This window comes from Streptomyces typhae (assembly GCF_009755605.1).
GTDB classification, from domain to species: domain Bacteria; phylum Actinomycetota; class Actinomycetes; order Streptomycetales; family Streptomycetaceae; genus Streptomyces; species Streptomyces typhae.
Genome location: NZ_WPNZ01000001.1, coordinates 615419 through 635650, shown reverse-complemented (window position 1 = coordinate 635650; position 20232 = coordinate 615419). Strand labels below are relative to the sequence as shown.

The 20232-nt window shown below is 71.9% G+C and carries 21 protein-coding genes; 17 read left to right on the top strand and 4 right to left on the bottom strand.

What is annotated here, in order from left to right; all coding sequences use genetic code 11:
* The first annotated feature begins 105 nt into the window (after positions 1-105).
* From rpsM to truA, 5 genes are all read left to right on the top strand, one after another.
* The gene (gene rpsM / locus GPA10_RS02705; protein ID WP_030567288.1) at positions 106-486 is read left to right on the top strand and encodes a 30S ribosomal protein S13; all 381 of its coding nucleotides are present in this window, start codon (positions 106-108) and stop codon (positions 484-486) included.
* 65 nt (positions 487-551) lie between these two features.
* The gene (gene rpsK, locus GPA10_RS02700) at positions 552-956 is read left to right on the top strand and encodes a 30S ribosomal protein S11 (RefSeq protein ID WP_003948617.1); all 405 of its coding nucleotides are present in this window, start codon (positions 552-554) and stop codon (positions 954-956) included.
* A 149-nt stretch (positions 957-1105) separates the two neighbouring features.
* Entirely contained in the window at positions 1106-2128 is a 1023-nt protein-coding gene (locus GPA10_RS02695) for a DNA-directed RNA polymerase subunit alpha (protein ID WP_016645160.1), read from the top strand.
* Positions 2129-2305: 177 nt separating this feature from the next.
* Positions 2306-2806, top strand: coding sequence for a 50S ribosomal protein L17 (gene rplQ, locus GPA10_RS02690; RefSeq protein WP_058848130.1), 501 nt, complete (start codon positions 2306-2308; stop codon positions 2804-2806).
* Between the two features lie 146 nt (positions 2807-2952).
* Positions 2953-3819 (top strand): tRNA pseudouridine(38-40) synthase TruA, encoded by an 867-nt coding sequence (truA, locus tag GPA10_RS02685; RefSeq protein WP_343040222.1) that lies wholly within the window; start codon positions 2953-2955, stop codon positions 3817-3819.
* 49 nt (positions 3820-3868) lie between these two features.
* On the opposite strand, the gene GPA10_RS02680 is transcribed toward truA, so the two are convergent.
* Complete coding sequence (locus tag GPA10_RS02680; protein ID WP_157164007.1) at positions 3869-4717, bottom strand: hypothetical protein; 849 nt, start codon at positions 4715-4717, stop codon at positions 3869-3871.
* A gap of 74 nt (positions 4718-4791) precedes the next feature.
* On the opposite strand from GPA10_RS02680, the gene GPA10_RS02675 reads away from it, so the two are divergent.
* From GPA10_RS02675 to glmM, 4 genes are all read left to right on the top strand, one after another.
* A complete protein-coding gene (locus tag GPA10_RS02675; RefSeq protein WP_157164006.1) occupies positions 4792-6168 on the top strand; it encodes a glycosyltransferase 87 family protein in 1377 nt (458 codons plus the stop codon).
* 172 nt (positions 6169-6340) lie between these two features.
* Positions 6341-6784 carry a 50S ribosomal protein L13 gene (gene rplM / locus GPA10_RS02670; RefSeq protein ID WP_058848133.1) on the top strand — a complete coding sequence of 148 codons (444 nt, stop codon included), beginning with the start codon at positions 6341-6343 and terminating at the stop codon, positions 6782-6784.
* Positions 6785-6825: 41 nt separating this feature from the next.
* On the top strand, positions 6826-7341 hold the full coding sequence (rpsI, locus tag GPA10_RS02665; protein ID WP_058848134.1) for a 30S ribosomal protein S9: 516 nt from the start codon (positions 6826-6828) through the stop codon (positions 7339-7341).
* Positions 7342-7545: 204 nt separating this feature from the next.
* Positions 7546-8904: a phosphoglucosamine mutase gene (gene glmM / locus GPA10_RS02660; protein WP_058848135.1), complete on the top strand. Its 1359-nt coding sequence runs from the start codon at positions 7546-7548 to the stop codon at positions 8902-8904.
* On the opposite strand, the gene GPA10_RS02655 is transcribed toward glmM, so the two are convergent.
* The gene (locus GPA10_RS02655; RefSeq protein ID WP_157164005.1) at positions 8901-9851 is read right to left on the bottom strand and encodes a DUF389 domain-containing protein; all 951 of its coding nucleotides are present in this window, start codon (positions 9849-9851) and stop codon (positions 8901-8903) included. The genes glmM and GPA10_RS02655 overlap by 4 nt on opposite strands.
* Positions 9852-9883: 32 nt before the next feature.
* Positions 9884-10882: a type I pantothenate kinase gene (coaA, locus tag GPA10_RS02650; RefSeq protein ID WP_058848137.1), complete on the bottom strand. Its 999-nt coding sequence runs from the start codon at positions 10880-10882 to the stop codon at positions 9884-9886.
* A gap of 179 nt (positions 10883-11061) precedes the next feature.
* Between coaA and glmS the strand changes: the two genes are divergently transcribed.
* The 7 genes from glmS to GPA10_RS02615 all read left to right on the top strand — a co-directional run bounded on the left by glmS (position 11062) and on the right by GPA10_RS02615 (position 18872).
* A complete protein-coding gene (gene glmS / locus GPA10_RS02645) occupies positions 11062-13035 on the top strand; it encodes a glutamine--fructose-6-phosphate transaminase (isomerizing) (protein ID WP_157164004.1) in 1974 nt (657 codons plus the stop codon).
* Between the two features lie 45 nt (positions 13036-13080).
* On the top strand, positions 13081-13449 hold the full coding sequence (locus tag GPA10_RS02640; protein WP_058848339.1) for a holo-ACP synthase: 369 nt from the start codon (positions 13081-13083) through the stop codon (positions 13447-13449).
* Positions 13450-13646: 197 nt separating this feature from the next.
* Positions 13647-15146, top strand: coding sequence for an NAD(P)H-hydrate dehydratase (locus tag GPA10_RS02635; protein WP_157164003.1), 1500 nt, complete (start codon positions 13647-13649; stop codon positions 15144-15146).
* A 226-nt stretch (positions 15147-15372) separates the two neighbouring features.
* On the top strand, positions 15373-16605 hold the full coding sequence (alr, locus tag GPA10_RS02630; protein WP_157164002.1) for an alanine racemase: 1233 nt from the start codon (positions 15373-15375) through the stop codon (positions 16603-16605).
* Between the two features lie 13 nt (positions 16606-16618).
* Complete coding sequence (locus tag GPA10_RS02625; RefSeq protein WP_343040220.1) at positions 16619-17896, top strand: alpha/beta fold hydrolase; 1278 nt, start codon at positions 16619-16621, stop codon at positions 17894-17896.
* Between the two features lie 71 nt (positions 17897-17967).
* A complete protein-coding gene (gene tsaE, locus GPA10_RS02620; protein WP_058848140.1) occupies positions 17968-18480 on the top strand; it encodes a tRNA (adenosine(37)-N6)-threonylcarbamoyltransferase complex ATPase subunit type 1 TsaE in 513 nt (170 codons plus the stop codon).
* 206 nt (positions 18481-18686) lie between these two features.
* Positions 18687-18872: a hypothetical protein gene (locus GPA10_RS02615; RefSeq protein WP_058848141.1), complete on the top strand. Its 186-nt coding sequence runs from the start codon at positions 18687-18689 to the stop codon at positions 18870-18872.
* 44 nt (positions 18873-18916) lie between these two features.
* Here GPA10_RS02615 and GPA10_RS02610 read toward each other — a convergent pair whose 3' ends face one another.
* Complete coding sequence (locus GPA10_RS02610; RefSeq protein ID WP_058848341.1) at positions 18917-19465, bottom strand: hypothetical protein; 549 nt, start codon at positions 19463-19465, stop codon at positions 18917-18919.
* A 103-nt stretch (positions 19466-19568) separates the two neighbouring features.
* On the opposite strand from GPA10_RS02610, the gene tsaB reads away from it, so the two are divergent.
* Positions 19569-20225, top strand: coding sequence for a tRNA (adenosine(37)-N6)-threonylcarbamoyltransferase complex dimerization subunit type 1 TsaB (gene tsaB, locus GPA10_RS02605; protein ID WP_343040219.1), 657 nt, complete (start codon positions 19569-19571; stop codon positions 20223-20225).
* Positions 20226-20232 lie beyond the last annotated feature (7 nt).

Genomic DNA, 20232 nt, shown 5'->3' with positions numbered 1-20232 from the left:
TCGGAGGCCGGGGACCCAGGGCGTACCAACCCTCTTCCACGGAAGAGGGAACGGCGGCTGGGAGCGGTTCTGCTGAAGACCTCCGAAGAATCACAGGAGCCATGAATGGCACGCGTTGAAGGTGTTGACCTCCCGCGCGACAAGCGCATCGAGGTCGCGCTCACCTACGTGTTCGGCATCGGCCGGACGCTGTCCCAGCAGACCCTTGACGCCACTGGTGTCGACCGCAACACCCGTGTTCGCGACCTGTCCGAAGAGGACCTGGTCAAGATCCGCGAGTTCGTCGACCAGAACATCAAGACCGAGGGTGACCTCCGTCGCGAGATCCAGGCCGACATCCGTCGCAAGGTCGAGATCGGCTGCTACCAGGGTCTGCGGCACCGCCGCGGCCTGCCGGTGCGCGGTCAGCGCACCAGCACCAACGCTCGCACCCGCAAGGGCCCGCGTCGCGCCATCGCCGGCAAGAAGAAGCCGGGCAAGAAGTAGTCCTCGCTCAGCGGTCTATCGACAGCTGACGCTGCAGGACCGACCACCTCCCGTAGGAGTTATAGATGCCCCCCAAGGGTCGTCAGGGCGCTGCCAAGAAGGTGCGCCGCAAGGAAAAGAAGAACGTCGCTCACGGCCACGCGCACATCAAGAGCACGTTCAACAACACGATCGTGTCCATCACGGACCCGACCGGCAACGTGATCTCCTGGGCCTCCGCCGGCCACGTCGGCTTCAAGGGCTCGCGCAAGTCCACCCCGTTCGCCGCGCAGATGGCCGCCGAGTCGGCCGCGCGCCGCGCGCAGGAGCACGGCATGCGCAAGGTCGACGTCTTCGTCAAGGGTCCCGGCTCCGGCCGTGAGACCGCGATCCGCTCCCTCCAGGCCACGGGCCTCGAGGTCGGTTCGATCCAGGACGTCACGCCGACGCCGCACAATGGCTGCCGTCCGCCCAAGCGTCGCCGCGTCTGACGCGTCGCGGCTGCTTGTCCGAGGTTTTCGGGCGGTACGGCTCCTTCGGGCCGTACCGCCCGTACCCTTGTAACCGCAGCACATATCGGGCTACCGCCCGGTGGCAAGGGCATCAAATAGTGGGTGCCCATGACTGAAGGATGCACTTCATGCTGATCGCTCAGCGTCCCTCGTTGACCGAAGAGGTCGTCGACGAATTCCGCTCCCGGTTCGTGATCGAGCCGCTGGAGCCGGGCTTCGGCTACACCCTCGGCAACTCCCTCCGCCGGACCCTGCTGTCCTCGATCCCGGGCGCGGCCGTCACGTCCATCCGGATCGACGGTGTCCTGCACGAGTTCACCACCGTGCCGGGCGTCAAGGAAGACGTCACCGACCTCATCCTCAACATCAAGCAGCTCGTCGTCTCCTCGGAGCACGACGAGCCCGTCGTGATGTACCTGCGCAAGCAGGGCCCGGGTCTGGTCACCGCCGCCGACATCGCGCCCCCGGCCGGTGTCGAGGTGCACAACCCCGACCTCGTCCTCGCCACGCTCAACGGCAAGGGCAAGCTGGAGATGGAGCTGACCGTCGAGCGCGGTCGCGGCTATGTCTCCGCCGTGCAGAACAAGCAGGTCGGCCAGGAGATCGGCCGTATCCCGGTCGACTCGATCTACTCGCCGGTCCTCAAGGTCACGTACAAGGTCGAGGCCACGCGTGTCGAGCAGCGCACCGACTTCGACAAGCTGATCGTCGACGTCGAGACCAAGCAGGCCATGCGCCCGCGCGACGCCATGGCGTCCGCCGGCAAGACCCTGGTCGAACTGTTCGGTCTCGCCCGCGAGCTGAACATCGACGCCGAGGGCATCGACATGGGTCCGTCCCCGACGGACGCCGCGCTCGCCGCCGATCTGGCGCTGCCGATCGAGGAGCTGGAGCTCACCGTTCGGTCGTACAACTGCCTCAAGCGTGAGGGCATCCACTCCGTGGGTGAGCTCGTCGCTCGTTCCGAGGCGGACCTGCTCGACATTCGCAACTTCGGTGCGAAGTCGATCGACGAGGTCAAGATGAAGCTCAACGGGATGGGTCTGGCCCTCAAGGACAGCCCGCCCGGATTCGACCCGACCGCCGCCGCTGACGCCTTCGGCGCCGATGACGACGCGGACGCCGGGTTCGTCGAGACCGAGCAGTACTAAGAGCTCGGCGCTTTTTGCCGGATCTTGGGTGCGGGAGCGCTGTGGCTTGTCGCGCAGTTCCCCGCGCCCCTTCCGGGCGCCCCTGCGGGGCAGCCCGGATCTCCGACGGGCGACCGCCTGCTCGGAAACTGACCCCGGTACCTGACACGGCCGGGGCAGACACCTAGGAGAAACACCATGCCGAAGCCCACCAAGGGTGCCCGTATGGGCGGCAGCGCCGCGCACGAGAAGCTGATGCTGGCGAACCTCGCCAAGGATCTCTTCGAGCACGGCCGCATCACCACCACCGAGGCCAAGGCCCGTCGTCTGCGTCCCTACGCGGAGCGTCTGGTCACCAAGGCGAAGAAGGGCGACCTTCACAACCGCCGCCAGGTCCTCCAGGTCATCACGGACAAGAGCGTCGTGCACACGCTCTTCACCGAGATCGGCCCGCGCTACGAGAACCGCCCGGGTGGCTACACCCGTATCACCAAGATCGGTAACCGCCGTGGCGACAACGCGCCCATGGCTGTCATCGAGCTGGTGGAGGCCCTGACCGTGGCCCAGGAGGCCACCGGTGAGGCTGAGGCGGCGACGAAGCGCGCCGTCAAGGAAGACGCCCTGAAGAAGGACGAGGCTCCGGTCGAGACCGAGGCCAAGTCCGACGAGGCTCCCGCCGAGGAGTCCAAGGACGCGTAAGCGTCCTGCCGGGTACGGCGCGTCATCGGCTGCGGCCCCGTCGTGGCTTGTCGCGCAGTTCCCCGCGCCCCTTCCGGGCGTCGCGGGCCCGCCCCCTGCCGGGGCGGGCCCGCTTTTGCGTTGTCGTCGTCTGAGAGGATCCACGAGTGAGTGACGAAGTGGAGCCCGGGTTCGTACGGGTGCGGTTGGATCTTTCGTACGACGGCAAGGACTTCTCCGGGTGGGCCAAGCAGCGTGAGGGGCAGCGGACCGTCCAGGGCGAGATCGAGGACGCGCTGCGTACGGTGACGCGGTCGCGTCAGACGTACGAGCTGACCGTGGCAGGGCGCACCGACAGCGGGGTGCACGCGCGCGGGCAGGTGGCGCACGTCGACCTGCCGGAGGGCGTGTGGGGCGAGCACCGCGAGAAGCTGCTGCGGCGGCTCGCGGGGCGGCTGCCGCACGACGTGCGGATCTGGCGGGCCGAGGAGGCTCCCGCCGGGTTCAACGCGCGGTTCTCGGCGATCTGGCGGCGGTACGCCTACCGCGTGACCGACCACCCCGGCGGCGTCGACCCGCTGCTGCGCGGGCACGTGCTGTGGCACGACTGGACGCTCGACATGGACGCCATGAACGAGGCCGCCGAGCCGCTGCTCGGGGAGCACGACTTCGCCGCGTACTGCAAGCGGCGCGAGGGCGCCACGACCATCCGTACGCTCCAGGAACTGCGCTGGGAGCGGCGCGCCGACGGGATCCTGGAGGCGACCGTGCGGGCCGACGCCTTCTGCCACAACATGGTGCGTTCGCTGGTTGGAGCGATGCTGTTCGTGGGGGACGGGCACCGGCCGCCGGAGTGGCCGGGCAAGGTGCTCGCCGCGGGTGTGCGGGACTCCGCCGTGCACGTGGTGCGGCCGCACGGTCTGACCCTTGAGGAGGTCGGCTATCCGGCCGACGGGCTGCTCGCCGCGCGCAGCGCGGAGGCCAGGAACAAGCGGTCGCTGCCCGGCGTCGCCGGCTCCGCCGGGTGCTGCTGAGGCCGGGTGCCCCGAGGCGGGGCGCCGCCGAGGCCGGTGGCCGCCCCGGCTACTCGGGGTTGTTCGCGGCGGCCGACGCCTGCGCCTCGCCGCGGCGGTTGATCTGGTGGAAGGTGAAGCGGGCGAGGTCGTCGCCGACCTCGTACGCGTTCTTGTGCTTCTTGGTGACGTCCGTGCCGTTCAGGAAGCCGGTCGTCGTGAAGTACGCGTAGCGTCCGTACGCGTTGTACGTGCCGCGGCAGATCGTGGTGCGGCAGAACGGGTCCACGCCCTTGCCGGACAGGGACTTCACCAGGCCGTTGTCGGCCTGCTTCTTCGCCCGCGCGGCCTGGGCCTCGGTGTCGAAGACGGCGACGCCGACGGTGACCGCGATGCCCTTGCGGGCGTAGGTGGCGCGCAGCAGCTCGGTGCACTTGTTCCTGGTCAGGACGGCGGCGAGCTTGGGCTGGGTGACGGCGGCGCACTTCTTGGTGCTGTCCGTGTCGCCCTTCTTGTAGACGCGCTCCCCGGAGGTCAGCCTCGTGCCGGGGAAGAAGGACTCGGGGCCGAGCGGGGCCTTGTCCTTCTCGGCGCTGGAGATGTAGTCCTTCGGGTCCGGCGGTGGCGGTGGCGTGGTCGCCTCGAAGGACGGCTCGGGGGCCGTGCTGGCGCCCGGGATGTCGGCGGTGGTGGGCAGCTCGCTCGCGGGCTTGTTGGAGGCGGTGGCGTCGTCGCTGTTCGCCGTGACCACCGCGATGGCCACGGCCGCGGCCACGCCGACCGTGGCGAGCGCGCCGCCGCCGATCAGCAGCCACTTGCGGCGGCGGGCACGTGCCTCGGACGCCTCGGCGAGCGCCGCCCAGTCGGGGGTCTGCGAGCCCCCCGGACCCCAGGGGGGTCCCCCTTGCCCAAAGCTCATGGGGCGCATCTTAGACGGGGCGACGGGGATGTTGAGCCCGGGTCGGGGGCCCTTCTCGGCCTAGCCTGAACAGCATGGATTCGGGCGAAAACGGCAAAAATCTCCCTCCTTCCGTCTCCGGTCCCGCCCCGTGGCTCGCGCGGCCCGCCGGGTGGCACGCCTGGGCCGTTCTCGGGGTCGTCCTCGGGGCCGCGGCGCTGCGGATCGCCTACCGGGTGCCGGACGGCGGCATGGACAACGCGATCGTGGTGCGGGCCGCGGAGGCCTGGCTGGACGGGCGGTCCCCGTACGCCGACCGGCACTTCCTCTATCTGCCGGGGGCCGTGCTCGCCGCCGTGCCGCAGGCGGTGTTCCCGGACGCGGCGCGGGTGCTGGTGCCGGTGGGCGTGGTGGCGGCGCTCGCGGGGGGCTGGGGCTGTGCGCTGCGCGTCCACGGCGTGGCCCTGCGCAGCCGGTTCGCCGTGTTCGGGCTGCTCGGGCTCGTCCTCGGGTTCGCGCCCTTCGTGCACCTCGTGGAGCTGGGGAACTGGACCGTGGCGTCGGCCCTGGCGCTGCCGCTCGCGCTGCTGTGCTGCTGCCGGGGGCGGTGGGTGGCCGCCGGGGCGGTCGTCGGGGCCGCGATCGCGGTGAAGCCGCTGCTCGTGCCGGTGCTGCTCCTCTTCGTCCTCGCGCGGCGGTGGCGTGCGCTGGTGGTGGCGGTGGCCGTGCCGGTGGCGGTCTCGGTGCTCGCGGCGCTCGTCCTGCCCGATCCCGGGGCGTTCTTCACGCGGACGCTGCCGTTCCTGCTGCGGGGCGACGACCGGTTCGTGCGGCTGTACGAGGCCTCGCCCGCGGCTGTGCTGCCGCGGCTCGGGGTGCCCGGGGCCGTGGCCTCGCTGGTGTCCGTGGTGGGGGCGGGGGTGGGGGTGTGGTGTGCGTGGTTGCGGTGGCGGGCCGGGGGGTCTGCTGCGGGGCGGGTCGTGGAGGCCTCGGTGGCGCTGATGCTGGCCGCGTTTCTCGTGTCGCGGCCTTCTTACGATCACTATCTGCTGGTCGTGCTGCCCCTGCTGGTGGCTGGAGGGCTGGGGGTGGAGGGCTCTGTGGTGCGGGTGCCGTGGTTCTGGGTGGCGCTGGTGCCGCAGGTGCCGGGGTTCGTGTGGGTGGGGGTGGAGGCGTTGCCTCAGCGGGCCTTCAAGGATGCGTTTACGCTCTGCTTGGTTGCGGGGGTTGTGTTCTGGGTGGCTGCCTCTCGCCTGCGGCGGGCTGGGGGTGCCCCTCCGTCCGCGACAGGGCCAGGCCGGCCGGGGCTGTGCCCACCCGTTCCGCCTCTGGCGGACCAGTTGCCCACAGCGGGGGCGGACCAGTTGCCCACAGCGGGTATGGGCCGGTCGGGGCAGCGTTTTGACCCGTACGGGGCGCGGCGGGTATTCTGCCTGTTCGTTATGTGTATTGGCTTTCTCATTCTCACGTGAGGGGCTCTTACACCGGCCCACCGGGCCGATGACCAGCGGCAGGACTCGGTTGCGTCACCGAGGTCCGCCAAGGCTGTCGTCCATCGTCCGAGGTGGCCTTGTCAGGACCCTTCCCGAGGTTCGAGCTGGACCGAGGGAAACCCCACCTCTGAAGAAGCGAAGGCTACGAACCGTGCGTACGTACAGCCCCAAGCCCGGCGATGTGACCCGCCAGTGGCACGTCATCGACGCCCAGGACGTCGTCCTGGGACGCCTGGCGACCACTGCAGCCAGCCTCTTGCGCGGCAAGCACAAGCCGATCTACGCGCCCCACGTTGACACCGGTGACTTCGTCATCATCATCAACGCCGACAAGGTGCACCTGTCCGGCAACAAGCGGACGCAGAAGATGGCGTACCGCCACTCCGGCTACCCGGGCGGCCTCCGCTCGGTCCGCTACGACGAGCTTCTCGACAAGAACCCCGAGAAGGCCGTCGAGAAGGCCGTCAAGGGCATGCTCCCCAAGAACTCGCTGGGCCGTCAGATGCTCTCGAAGCTGAAGGTCTACAAGGGTGACCAGCACCCGCACGGCGCGCAGCAGCCGCAGCCGTTCGAGATCACCCAGGTCGCGCAGTAATTCCGGCCACCCCCAAGACTGAAGAGAATCTGAGGAGCATCGTGGCCGAGACCACCCCTGAGCAGCCTGTCGACGAGACCGTCGACATCGAGCACTACACCACCGAGTCGGACGCGCCCGTCGAGGGCGAGTACACCTCGGAGTCCAACGCCGCGCGCTTCGGCGACCCGCAGCCGGCCGCCGGCCTCGGTCGTCGCAAGAACGCCATCGCCCGCGTCCGGATCGTCCCGGGCACCGGCAAGTGGAAGATCAACGGGCGCACGCTCGAGGACTACTTCCCGAACAAGGTCCACCAGCAGGAAGTCAACGAGCCCTTCAAGGTGCTCGAGCTCGACGACCGCTACGACGTCATCGCCCGCATCGCGGGTGGCGGCGTGTCCGGCCAGGCCGGCGCCCTGCGCCTCGGTGTGGCCCGCGCCCTGAACGAGGCCGACGTGGACAACAACCGCGGCGCCCTCAAGAAGGCCGGCTTCCTCAAGCGCGACGACCGTGCGGTCGAGCGCAAGAAGGCCGGTCTCAAGAAGGCCCGCAAGGCCCCGCAGTACAGCAAGCGCTAATCTTCGCTGCCTGCAGTACTTCCCGAACGCCCCGGCGGCACCCTCGTGTGCTGTCGGGGCGTTCGTTTATCAGCACCCCATGATCTGGGGTAGAAGTTCGACAGGCTGAGCGGCCGAGGGCCGCGCGGTGAGGCCGCACGGATCACAGATCGGACGTCACCGCGTCCGCAGGACCAGCCGACACTCAATGTTCGGAGGACACCAGTGGGACGACTCTTCGGCACGGACGGTGTGCGCGGTGTCGCCAACGCCGACCTGACGGCCGAGCTCGCGCTCGGGCTCTCGGTCGCCGCGGCGCATGTGCTAGCCGAAGCGGGCACCTTCGAGGGCCACCGTCCGACGGCGGTGGTAGGGCGTGACCCGCGGGCGTCCGGGGAGTTCCTGGAGGCCGCGGTCGTCGCGGGCCTCGCCAGCGCAGGCGTGGACGTCCTGCGCGTCGGTGTGCTGCCCACCCCCGCGGTGGCGCATCTCACCGGTGCGCTGGGCGCCGACCTCGGCGTGATGCTCTCCGCAAGCCACAACGCGATGCCCGACAACGGCATCAAGTTCTTCGCCCGCGGCGGCCACAAGCTCGCAGACGACCTCGAGGACCGCATCGAGTCCGTCTACGAGGAGCACCGCACCGGCGCGCCCTGGCAGCGCCCCACGGGTGCGGGCGTCGGCCGCGTCACCACGTACGACGAAGGCTTCGACCAGTACGTCGCGCACCTCATCGGCGTCCTGCCGGGCCGCCTCGACGGACTGAAGGTCGTCCTGGACGAGGCGCACGGCGCCGCCGCCCGGGTCTCGCCCGAGGCGTTCGCGCGGGCCGGTGCCGAGATCATCACGATCGGCGCCAAGCCGGACGGCCTCAACATCAACGACGGCTGCGGCTCCACCCACCTCGGCCTCCTCAAGGCCGCCGTCGTCGAGCACGGCGCCGACCTCGGCATCGCCCACGACGGCGACGCCGACCGCTGCCTCGCCGTGGACCACACCGGCGCCGAGGTCGACGGCGACCAGATCCTCGCCGTCCTCGCCCTCGCCCTGCGCGAGCGCGGCGCCCTGCGGCAGGACACCGTCGTCGCGACCGTCATGTCCAACCTGGGCTTCAAGCTGGCCATGGAGCGCGAGGGCCTCACCCTCGTCCAGACGGCCGTCGGTGACCGGTACGTCCTGGAGTCGATGAAGGAGCACGGCTACGCCCTCGGCGGCGAGCAGTCCGGACACGTCATCGTCCTCGACCACGCCACCACCGGCGACGGCACCCTGACCGGACTGCTGCTCGCGGCCCGCGTCGCCCAGACCGGCAAGCGACTCGCCGAGCTGGTCGCCGTCATGGAGCGCCTGCCGCAGGTCCTCGTCAACGTGCCCGACGTCGACAAGTCCCGGGTGCGGACCTCGCCCGAGCTGTCCGCCGCCGTCGCCGAGGCCGAGCGCGAGCTGGGCAGCACCGGCCGGGTACTGCTGCGGCCCTCCGGCACCGAGCCGCTGGTGCGCGTCATGGTGGAGGCCGCCGACATCGAGCAGGCCCGCTCGGTCGCGGGGCGCCTCGCGGACGTCGTGAAGTCCGCGCTCGGCTAGGGCAGCGCGCGTTTGCGCAGGGTGCGTTCGCGCTGCCACGCCCAGAGCAGCTTCTGGGCGAGCAGCGTGAGCGTACCGGCGACGACGATGCCGAGGAGATTGAGCAGCAGCTGCTCGGTGGAGCCCCACGCCTGCCGGTACTCGTCGTAGCTGAAGGCGACGGCCGCGTTCGCCGCGGCCGGGACCGTCGTCACCGAGATCGCCACGCCCACCAGGGCGCCCGACTTCGCGGACGTCAGCGAGAGGGTGCCCGCCGCGCCCGCGAGGACGGCCACGACGAAGGAGAACCAGTCGGGGTTGTAGATGAAGCTCGTGTTCGGCCGCTCGGCGCGCAGCTTGTCGTCGCTGAACAGGTCGACGGCGTCCATGAACTGGCTGAACCCCACCGTCACCACCATGGCGACGGCGAAGCCCACGAGCAGCGCGATCAGGGAACGCAGCGCGAGCCGCGGGGCGCGCTGTACAAGGGCCGTGCAGAACCCCGCGAGCGGTCCGAACTCCGGGCCCACCGCCATCGCGCCCACGACCAGGATCGCGTTGTCGAGGACGACACCGCACGCGGCGATCATCATGGCGAGCGTGATGAAGGCGACGTACGTGATGGAGAGCGTGGACTCCTCGTGCGTGGCGTCCTCCAGGTGCTCCCACAGGACCGCGTCGGCGCCCTCGCCCGGCGCCTCGTCCTCGGCCTTGTCGGCCCGCTCCGACAGCGACAGGTCGATGTTCTCCAGGGCGATCGAGCCCTGCTTGTCGATCTCCAGCTCCCGCAGCCGGTCGATCAGCTCGTCGCCCGCCTCCCGGGCGACGTCGCACATGACGATGTCGCCCGACGGGTTGCGGGCCGCACCCGGCACCACGGCGAGATGGGTGGCGCCGACCGTGCTCTCGATCACCCGCACCACGTCATCGGTCTTGTCGGCGGGGGTGATCAGGCGCAGATGCAGCATGCCCGCACCCTAACGCGGCCCTGACGTGCCCCTCAGAGCTTGCGCAGGCTCAGTCGCTGCACCTTGTGGTCGGGGCCCTTGCGGACGACGAGGGTGGCGCGGCCGCGCGTGGGGGCCACGTTCTCCAGGAGGTTGACCTTGTTGATCGTCCGCCAGGTCGTGCGCGCGTAGTCCAGGGCCTCCTCCTCGGAGACCTGCGTGTACTTGCGGAAGTACGAGGACGGGTCCTGGAACGCCGTGGCCCGCAGCTTGCGGAAGCGGTTCAGGTACCAGCGCTCGATGTCCTCGGCGCGCGCGTCCACGTACACGCTGAAGTCGAAGTAGTCGGCGAGACCCACGCGGGTGCGGCCGTCCTTGCCGGGCAGCGCGGGCTGAAGGACGTTCAGGCCCTCGACGATCAGGATGTCCGGGCGGCGGACGACGAGCCGCTCGCCGGGCACGATGTCGTAGATCAGGTGCGAGTAGACGGGGGCCGTCACCTCGTCCTTGCCGGCCTTGATGTCGGCGACGAAGCGGGTCAGGGCGCGCCGGTCGTACGACTCCGGGAAGCCCTTGCGCGACATCAGGCCGCGGGCCTGGAGCTCCTTGGTGGGCAGCAGGAAGCCGTCGGTGGTGACCCGCTCCACCCGCGGGTGCTCCGGCCAGCGCGACAGCAGGGCCTGGAGCAGGCGGGCGACCGTGGACTTGCCCACGGCCACCGAGCCCGCGACGCCTATGACGAAGGGCGTGCCCGTCTGGGCCGCCCGCTCGCCGGTGTTGCCGAGGAAGGTGTTCAGGGCGCCGCGCAGGCCGTCGGTCGCGCCCACGTACAGGTTCAGCAGGCGTGAGAGCGGCAGATAGATGTCGCGGACCTCGTCGAGGTCGATGACGTCGCCGAGACCGCGCACCTTCTCGACCTCGGCGGCGGTCAGGGGGAGCGGCGTCTTGTCCCGCAGCGCGCTCCACTCGGAGCGGGTGAGGTCGACGTAAGGGGTCGCCTCCGGCCGGTGCCGGTGGGCGCCCCGCGGCGGCGAGGAGACCGAAGAGATCACAGTCCATTGTTACGGCTGTTTGAACGCGGGGGCGGGTGGGGTGCGTCACGGTGCGGTGGTGGGCTGCGTCACGGTGCGGTGGTGGGGTGGGGTCGCTGCGCGGTGGTGGGGTTGGTTCGCGGCGCGCGTCGCACGCGTCGCGTGCCTGTGGTGTCACAGAGAGTCGTATTGTTCCTTTTATGTGTGGAATCGTCGGTTACGTCGGCTCGCAGTCGGCGCTCGAAGTGGTGCTGGCCGGGCTGAAGCGCCTGGAGTACCGGGGATACGACTCGGCCGGCGCGGCCGTGCTCGCGGACGGCGCCATCGCCGTCGCCAAGAAGTCCGGCAAGCTCGTCAATCTGGAGAAGGCGCTGGTCGACCGGCCGCTGCCGGCCGGTGCCACCGGTATCGGGCACACCCGGTGGGCCACCCACGGCGGGCCCACCGACGCCAATGCCCACCCCCACCTCGACGGTGCGCGGCGTGTCGCCGTCGTCCACAACGGGATCATCGAGAACTTCGCCGACCTGCGTCACGAGCTGGCCGCCCGCGGGCACGTCCTGCGCTCCGAGACCGACACCGAGGTCGTCGCCCATCTGCTCGCCGAGGAGTTCTCCGGCTGTGCCGACCTCGCCGAGGCGATGCGTCTCGTGTGCCGTCGGCTCCAGGGGGCGTTCACCCTGGTCGCCGTGCACGCCGACGTCCCCGACCTGGTCGTGGGCGCACGCCGCAACTCGCCGCTCGTCGTCGGCGTGGGCGAGGACGAGGCCTTCCTCGCCTCCGACGTGTCCGCGTTCATCGCCCACACCCGCTCCGCCGTGGAGCTCGGCCAGGACCAGGTCGTCCAGGTGCGGCGCGACGAGGTCGTCGTGACCGACTTCTACGGGCGGCCCGCCGATGTGCGGCACTACCGCGTCGACTGGGACGCCGCCGCCGCGGAGAAGGGCGGGTACGCCACGTTCATGCACAAGGAGATCGCCGAGCAGCCTCGCGCTGTGGCGGCGACCTTGCGCGGGTGGACCGGCGGTGACGATGCGCCGCGGTTCGATTCCCCGGGACTCGATGCGCCGCGGTTCGATTCCCCGGGACTCGATTCGCCGGGGATCGATTCCTCGGGACTCGATTCCCCGCGCTCCGGTTCCCTGCGGTTCGATTCCCCGTGCTCCGGTTCCCTCGGCATCTCCGACCAGGCGCTGCGCGACTTCGACAAGGTCGTCTTCGTCGCCTGCGGCACCGCCTTCCACGCCGGGCTCGTCGCCAAGCACGCCGTCGAGCAGTGGGCCCGGGTGCCCTGCGAGGTCGAGCTCGCCAGCGAGTTCCGTTATCGCGGGCCCCTCCTCGACGCCCGCACCCTCGTCGTCGCCGTCTCCCAGTCCGGCGAGACCATGGACACCCTGATGGCCCTGCGGCACGCCCGCGAACAGGGCTCATCGGTCCTCGCCATCTGCAACACCAACGGCTCCACCCTGCCCCGCGAGGCCGACGCCGTGCTCTACACCCACGCCGGGCCCGAGGTGGCCGTCGCCTCCACCAAGGCGTTCCTCACCCAGCTCGTCGCCTGCTATCTGGTCGCACTGCACCTGGCCCGGGTACGGGGCGCCGGGGCGCGCGCCGAGGTGGCCGAGGCCGCGCGGGACCTGGCGGCCATGCCCGGAGCGGTGGAGCGGGTACTCGCCGGTATGGAGCCCGTGCGCGAACTCGCCCGCTCCCTGGCCGGGGCAGGAACCGGGACCGTGCTGTTCCTCGGGCGGCACGTGGGGTACCCCGTGGCCCTGGAGGGCGCACTCAAGCTCAAGGAACTCGCCTACATGCACGCCGAGGGGTTCGCCGCGGGCGAGCTGAAGCACGGGCCCATCGCCCTCGTAGAGGAAGGGCTGCCCGTCGTCGTGGTCGTGCCCTCGCCCCGTGCGCAGCCCGTCCTGCACGACAAGATCGTCTCCAATATCCAGGAGATCCGGGCCCGCGGCGCCCGTACCGTCGTCATCGCCGAGGAAGGCGACGAGGCCGTCGTGCCGTACGCGGACCACGTCGTCCGCGTGCCCGTCGTCGCCCCGCTGCTCGCGCCCCTCGTCGCCACCGTGCCGCTCCAGGTCTTCGCCTGCGAGCTGGCCCTCGCCCGGGGCCACGAGGTGGATCAGCCGCGGAATTTGGCCAAGTCGGTGACCGTGGAGTGAGGTTCTCCGTAGGACGGGGTTCTTGTTTCATCGTGAGGAGTGGCCTTGATCATCGGGGTGGGCATCGACGTCGCCGAGATCGATCGGTTCGCCGAATCGCTCGAACGGCGGCCCGGCATGCGGCAACGGATCTTCGTCGAGGCGGAGTTGTACCTCCCCGACGGGGAGCGGCGCGGCATCGCCTCCCTCGCCGCGCGCTTCGCCGCCAAGGAGGCGCTCGCCAAGGCCCTCGGGGCGCCCGCCGGGCTGCGCTGGGTCGACGCGGAGGTGTACGTCGAGGAGAGCGGGCAGCCCCGGCTGCGGGTGCGGGGGACGGTGGCCGCCCGCGCGGAGGCGTTGGGGGTGCGGGGGTGGCATGTCTCCATGAGCCATGACGCGGGGGTCGCTTCCGCTGTGGTCATCGCGGAGGGGTAGGGCGGTCCTCGCGGGAGGGATTCCTGGCGGGGCGCGGGGCGCGGGGCGCGGTTGTCGATCCCGGGCGTCGGGTGTTGGGCGCCGGACGCCGGACGCCGGACGCCGGACGCCGGGTGTCGGGCCCCGGGCGCATGGGATGCCGGGCACGGGTGGCGGGCGCGGGTGCCTCGTGTTGAGGGGTGCGCGATCCTAGGAGGATGCGTACTGCGTACAGCGTGGACAGTGTCCGAGCCGCCGAGCGCGCGCTGATGGCCCGAGTGCCGGACGGCGCCCTGATGCAGCGGGCCGCAGCCGGGCTCGCCGTGGCCTGCGGGCAGTTGCTCGGCAGGGTGTACGGGGCGCGCGTCGTCCTTCTCGTCGGCAGCGGGGACAACGGTGGTGACGCCCTGTTCGCCGGGGCCCGGCTCGCTCGGCGCGGTGCCGGGGTGACCGCGGTGCTCCTCGCGCCCGACCGGGTGCACGGAGGTGGGCTCGCTGCTCTGCTGCGGGCTGGGGGGCGGGTTGTGGATGCCCCTGTGGGGGGCGGCGCCGATGGCTCCGCGGACGCCGATGGGTCCGCCGGTGTCTCCGAGCGGGCTCTGGCCGCGCTCGACGGGGCCCGGCTCGTCGTCGACGGGATCGTCGGCATCGGCGGCAAGGGCGGGCTGCGGGCCCCGGCAGCGCGGCTCGTGCGCGCCGCCGCCGCGTCCGGGGCCCTGATCGTCTCCGTCGACCTGCCGAGCGGAGTGGACGCCGACACCGGGCAGGTGCGCGGGGACGCCGTCCGCGCCGACGCCACCGTGACGTTCGGGACGTACAAGCCCGGCCTCCTCGTCGACCCCGGGCGGGAGTACGCCGGGGCCGTGCGGCTCGTCGACATCGGCCTCGACGGTGAACTCGGCGCGCACGACGCCGCCCTGGAGGCCCTCCAGTACGCCGACGTCGAGCGGTTGCTGCCCGTGCCCGGCGCCGAGAGCGACAAGTATCGGCGCGGGGTCGTCGGTGTCGTCGCCGGGTCCGCCCGCTATCCGGGGGCCGCCGTGCTCTGTGTCGCCGGGGCGCTGCGGGCCGGGGCCGGGGCCGTCCGGTACGTGGGGCCCGCCGCCGACGCCGTCGTCGCCCGCTTCCCGGAAGCCCTCGTCTCCGCCGGGCCGCCCGCCGCGGCCGGGCGGGTGCAGGCCTGGGTCGCCGGGCCGGGGCTCGGCGACGACGACGCGTTCCTGCGGGACGCCGTGGCCGCCGACGTGCCCGTCCTGATCGACGCCGACGGGCTGCGGCTCGTGGACGTCTCCGCCGTACGGGGGCGGGATGCCCCCACGTTGCTCACTCCGCACGCCGGGGAGGCCGCCGCCCTGCTCGGGGTCTCCCGGGAGGAGGTCGAGGGGGCCCGCCTCGAATCCGTACGGGAGTTGGCCGCGCGGTACTCGGCCACGGTGCTGCTCAAGGGGTCGACGACGGTGGTCGCCTCGCCCGGCGGGGGCGCGGTGCGGGTCAATCCGACGGGGACGTCGTGGCTCGCCACCGCGGGGAGCGGCGATGTGCTGTCGGGCCTTGCCGGGTCGCTGTTGGCGGCGGGGCTCGGGGCGGGGGACGCGGGGGCCGTCGGGGCGTTTCTGCACGGGCTCGCGGGGCGGCTTGCGGCGGAGGGGGCGCCCGTGGGGGCGCAGGATGTGGCGGAGGCCTTGCCACTGGCTTGGCGGGACGTGCGGGGGGCTTAGCACCCCTGGGGCTCAGCACCTTTGGGGCTCAGCACCCTTGAGCCCGCTCGGGCCACGCCCCTCCGCCCACGCGACGGTTGCCCGGCAGGTGGGCCGTGCCCACCCATCCCCGAGCTCTCGGCTCCGTTCGAGCAGGGGAGACCCCACTCGCCCCTGGCGGACCGGTTGCCCACGGAGGGGGCGGTTGATTCGGGGGCCATGGGCGGCTCTGAGAGACTTGGGGGCGATGACTGAGACTGCACCGCCGCGCGTCCGCGCCGAGATCGACCTCGCCGCCCTCCGGGCGAACGTACGGACCCTGCGCGCCCACGCCCCCACCGCCGCCTTCATGGCGGTCGTGAAGGCGGACGCCTACGGCCACGGGATGCTGCCGTGCGCCCGCGCGGCCCTGGAAGCCGGCGCCACCTGGGTGGGCACCGCCACCCCGGAAGAGGCCCTCGCGCTCCGCGCGGCCGGTATCGACGCCCCCGTGATGTGCTGGCTCTGGACCCCGGGCGGCCCCTGGCGCGAAGCCGTCGAGGCGGACCTGGACATCTCGGTCAGCGGCCTGTGGGCGCTGCGCGAGGTCACCGCCGCCGCCCGCGCGGCCACCCGCACCGCCCGCGTCCAGCTCAAGGCCGACACCGGCCTCGGCCGCAACGGCTGCATGCCGGACGACTGGCCCGAGCTGATCGCGGCGGCCCTGCGCGCCGAGGCCGAGGGACTGGTCCGCGTCACCGGACTCTGGTCCCACTTCGCGTGCGCCGACGAGCCGGGGCATCCCTCGATCCAGGCCCAGCTCGACGTCTTCCGGGAGATGGTGGCCCACGCTGAGGAGCAGGGCGTCCGGCCCGAGGTGCGGCACATCGCCAACTCCCCGGCCACCCTCACCCGTCCGGACACCCACTTCGACCTCGTCAGGCCCGGCATCGCCATGTACGGCATCTCGCCCAGCCCCGAGGTCGGCGCCCCGCAGGACTTCGGCCTGCGGCCCGTCATGACGCTCACCGCCTCCCTGGCCTCGGTCAAGCACGCCCCGGCCCAGCACGGCGTGAGCTACGGACACCACTACACGACCCCCGGCGCCACCACCCTCGGCCTGATCCCCGCCGGTTACGGCGACGGCGTCCCGCGCCACGCCTCCGGCACCGGACCCGTGCTCGTCGACGGCAAGCTGCGTACCGTCGCCGGACGGATCGCGATGGACCAGTTCGTCGTCGACCTCGGTGGCGACGAACCCGGCATCGGCTCGCAGGCCGTGCTCTTCGGACCCGGCGACCGTGGCGAGCCCACCGTCGAGGACTGGGCCCGTGCGGCGGGCACCATCGGGTACGAGATCGTCACGCGCATCGGTTCCCGCGTCCCGCGCGTCCATATGAACGTCGATCTGAACGTCGATCTGAACGTCGATATGAACGTCGATATGAACGTCGATATGAGCGTCGATGTGAACAAGGCCCCGAACAGCACCGACGACTGAAGAGGAGCGGTACGTGAGCGAGGGCAGCACGGGGGCGGCCGCCGCGGACGTGGTGACCGAAGTGGCCGGCGCGGCCGCCTCGGCGGCCACCACCTGGCGGCGGGCCGGGATCGCCGGCGCCGCGATAGGGGTCATCGCCGCGGGCGCCGCCGCCGGTGTCGCCCTGGAGCGGCTGACGGTCGGCCGCGGCATGCGCAAGAAGGCCCGCCTCGCCCTCGACGCCTCGGGGCCCTACGGCTCCCTGCGCGGCATGCCCGGCAAGGCCTACGCGGACGACGGCACCGAACTCGCGTACGAGGTCGAAGAGGTGGACGACCTCCACCTCCCGGCGGACGCGGAGGCGGACGCGGGTGCCGCCGGCCGGGGGCGCGGCCCGGAGGAAGGGGCCCGGGGCAGTCGGCAGTGGCGTCGGCTCTTCGGACGCAAGACACCCGCCCCCGTCACCGTCGTCTTCAGCCACGGCTACTGCCTCGGCCAGGACTCCTGGCACTTCCAGCGGGCCGCCCTGCGGGGCGCGGTGCGCTGCGTCTACTGGGACCAGCGCAGCCACGGCCGCTCCGGCCGCGGCGTGGACCAGCGCCAGGACGGCAGGCCCGTCTCCATCGACCAGCTGGGCCGTGACCTCAAGGCCGTCGTCGACGCGGCCGCCCCCGAAGGGCCCCTCGTGCTCGTCGGGCACTCCATGGGCGGCATGACCACCATGGCCCTCGCCGACCAGTTCCCGGACCTGATCCGCGAGCGCGTCGTGGGCGTCGTGCTCATCGGTACGTCCTCCGGGCGGCTCGGCGAAGTCAACTTCGGGTTGCCCGTGGCGGGGATGAACGCCGTCCGGCGCGTGCTGCCCGGCGTCCTGAAGGCGCTCGGCTCGCAGGCGGACCTGGTGGAGAAGGGGCGGCGCGCCACCGCCGACCTGTTCGCGGGCATCATCAAGCGCTACTCGTTCGCCTCCAGGGACATCGACCCGGCCGTGGCGCGGTTCGCGGAGCGGCTCATCGAGTCGACGCCGATCGACGTCGTCGCCGAGTTCTACCCGGCCTTCGCCGAGCACGACAAGACGGCGGCCCTGGAGCACTTCGCCGGGCTGCCCGTCCTCGTCCTCGCGGGCGACAAGGACCTGGTGACGCCGAGCGAGCACAGCGAGGCCATCGCCGACCTGCTGCCCGACGCCGAACTGGTGCTCGTCCCGGACGCCGGGCACCTGGTGATGATGGAGCACCCCGAGGTGGTCGTCGACCGCATCGCCGACCTGCTCGTCAGGGCCAAGGAGCAGGTGCGCGACGCCGCCATGTAGCGGTCCTGCCGCGGCCGGGCGCCGTGGCGGGGCGGCCGGAGCGCGCTCCGTGAGCGGCTAACGTGGCCGTCATGGAAGCACCGCACAGCCCGGCCCCCGCCACCACCCTCAAGATCACTGTCAGTTCGCCCGACGAGATGGGCGAGTTGGGCCGCCGCCTGGCCGAGATCCTGCGCCCCGGCGACCTCGTCATGCTCACCGGTGAGCTCGGCGCGGGCAAGACGACGCTGACCCGCGGCCTGGGCGCGGGCCTCGGCGTGCGCGGCGCCGTCACCTCGCCGACGTTCGTCATCGCCCGCGTGCACCCCTCCCTCGGCGACGGGCCGCCGCTGGTCCACGTCGACGCGTACCGCCTGGGCGGCGGCCTCGACGAGATGGAGGACCTGGACCTCGACGTCTCCCTGCCGGACTCCGTGATCGTCGTGGAGTGGGGGGAGGGGAAGGTCGAGGAGCTCTCGGACGACCGGCTGCACCTGGTCATCGACCGGGCCGTCGGCGACACCACGGACGAGGTCCGCGAGGTCACGCTGCACGGCATCGGCGGGCGCTGGGCCGCGGCCGACCTGACGGCGCTCACGGCCTGAGCGCCCCGCAGCGCGTTCCGGGGGTCCCGGAGGTCCCGGGGGTTCCGGGGGCCGCGGAGGTCCCGGGGTTTCGTAGAGTCGCCCGAACTTTCCGACAAGCCGTCGGCAAGATGTTGCGCGGCATGCGTCGCACGTGGTCACATGGATACCAGGTCCTGGTTAGGTCTACCTAACCACGTCTGCTCCCGGAGCCCCAGGAGGCGACCATGCCGGCTTCAGAACGCGATGCGCAGCCCCAGCCGTTCGCACGTCCCGAGGCGCCGTCGGCCTGGTCGATGAGCGATCTGCTGGCGTCGTGCGCCGCCGCGAGCGCGGTCTCCACGCCCCCGGCCGCGCCCCCGCACCACCCGGTGGCGGACACGGTCGACGAACGGCGGCGCGACGCGGCCTGAGAGCCGCCCGCCACGGGTGTCCCGGGGAGCAGCCCGCACCGGACTCAGGGAACGACGACGACCTTCGCGTCCATCAGCGCGAAGTCCCACATCGCGTTGCCGTCCGCGCGGGACGAGCGGATGCCGCCGGTCTTCTTCGCGGGGTCCGGCTTCTCCGTGGAGCCGTTGAGCGCGGCGCTGAACCCGATCCCTATGCCGTCGACGTCCGCGAACCGCACGACGTGCTCGATCTGCGTACCGTCGGAGCCGACGATCTGCCCGGAGCGCGAGGTGACGGTGTACGAACCGGCCGCGGGGTCCACGGTGCTCGGCGTCACCTTGTACGTGCGCTGCACCTTGTCGGAGTCGCCGACGAGCCAGACCCGGTCGCCCGCCAGGGAGTAGACGACGCGCTTGCCGGAGCCCGATCCCGCGGGCAGCGCGAGCGGGTCCTTCTTGCCCTTCTCGGGGGACGAGGGAGCCGTCGGGGACTTGTCCGGGCGGGCGCCGAGGTCGTCGGGGGCGCTGGCGGAGGCCTGGTAGGCGAGGAAGCCGACCACGGCCAGGGCTGCCGCGGTGAGGCCGGCCACGAATCCCGAGCTGCTCCTTGACACCTGCGCCACCTCCCGTGTGTACGGCTACGGGGTGACGGTAGCAGCAGGTGTGCTCATCGCCGGGGCGGCCGTGCGCGGGGCCCCGGAGCCGTAGGCTGTTTGTGTGCTCTTGCTCGCTCTGGATACCGCCACCCCCGCCGTGACCGTCGCCCTGCACGACGGCACGACCGTCATCGCCGCATCGAGCCAGGTCGACGCCCGCCGCCACGGTGAGCTGCTGCTCCCCGCCGTGGACCGCGTGCTCGCCGACGCGGGTCTGAGACTGGACGCGGTCACGGCCGTCGTCGCAGGCATCGGCCCCGGCCCGTACACCGGCCTGCGCGTCGGCCTGATGACGGCCGACACCTTCGGCCTCGCGCTCGACGTCCCGGTGCACGGCGTGTGCACCCTCGACGGCCTCGCGTACGCCTCGGGCATCGAGGAGGGCCCGTTCGTCGTGGCGACGGACGCCCGCCGCAAGGAGGTCTACTGGGCGCGGTACGAGAACGCGCGCACCCGGACGGAAGGACCCGCGGTGGACCGCCCCGCGGACATCGCGGCCGACGTCGCGGGCCTCCCCGCGGTCGGCGCGGGCGCCGCGCTCTACCCGGACACGTTCACGGACGTGCGCGGCCCCGAGCACGTGGCGGCGGCCGCCCTCGCGTCGCTCGCGGCGGAGCGCCTCGCCGCGGGCGAGGAACTCCCCGAACCGCGGCCGCTGTATCTGCGCCGCCCCGACGCGCAGGTCCCCAAGAACTACAAGGTGGTCACCCCCAAGTGACCACTGA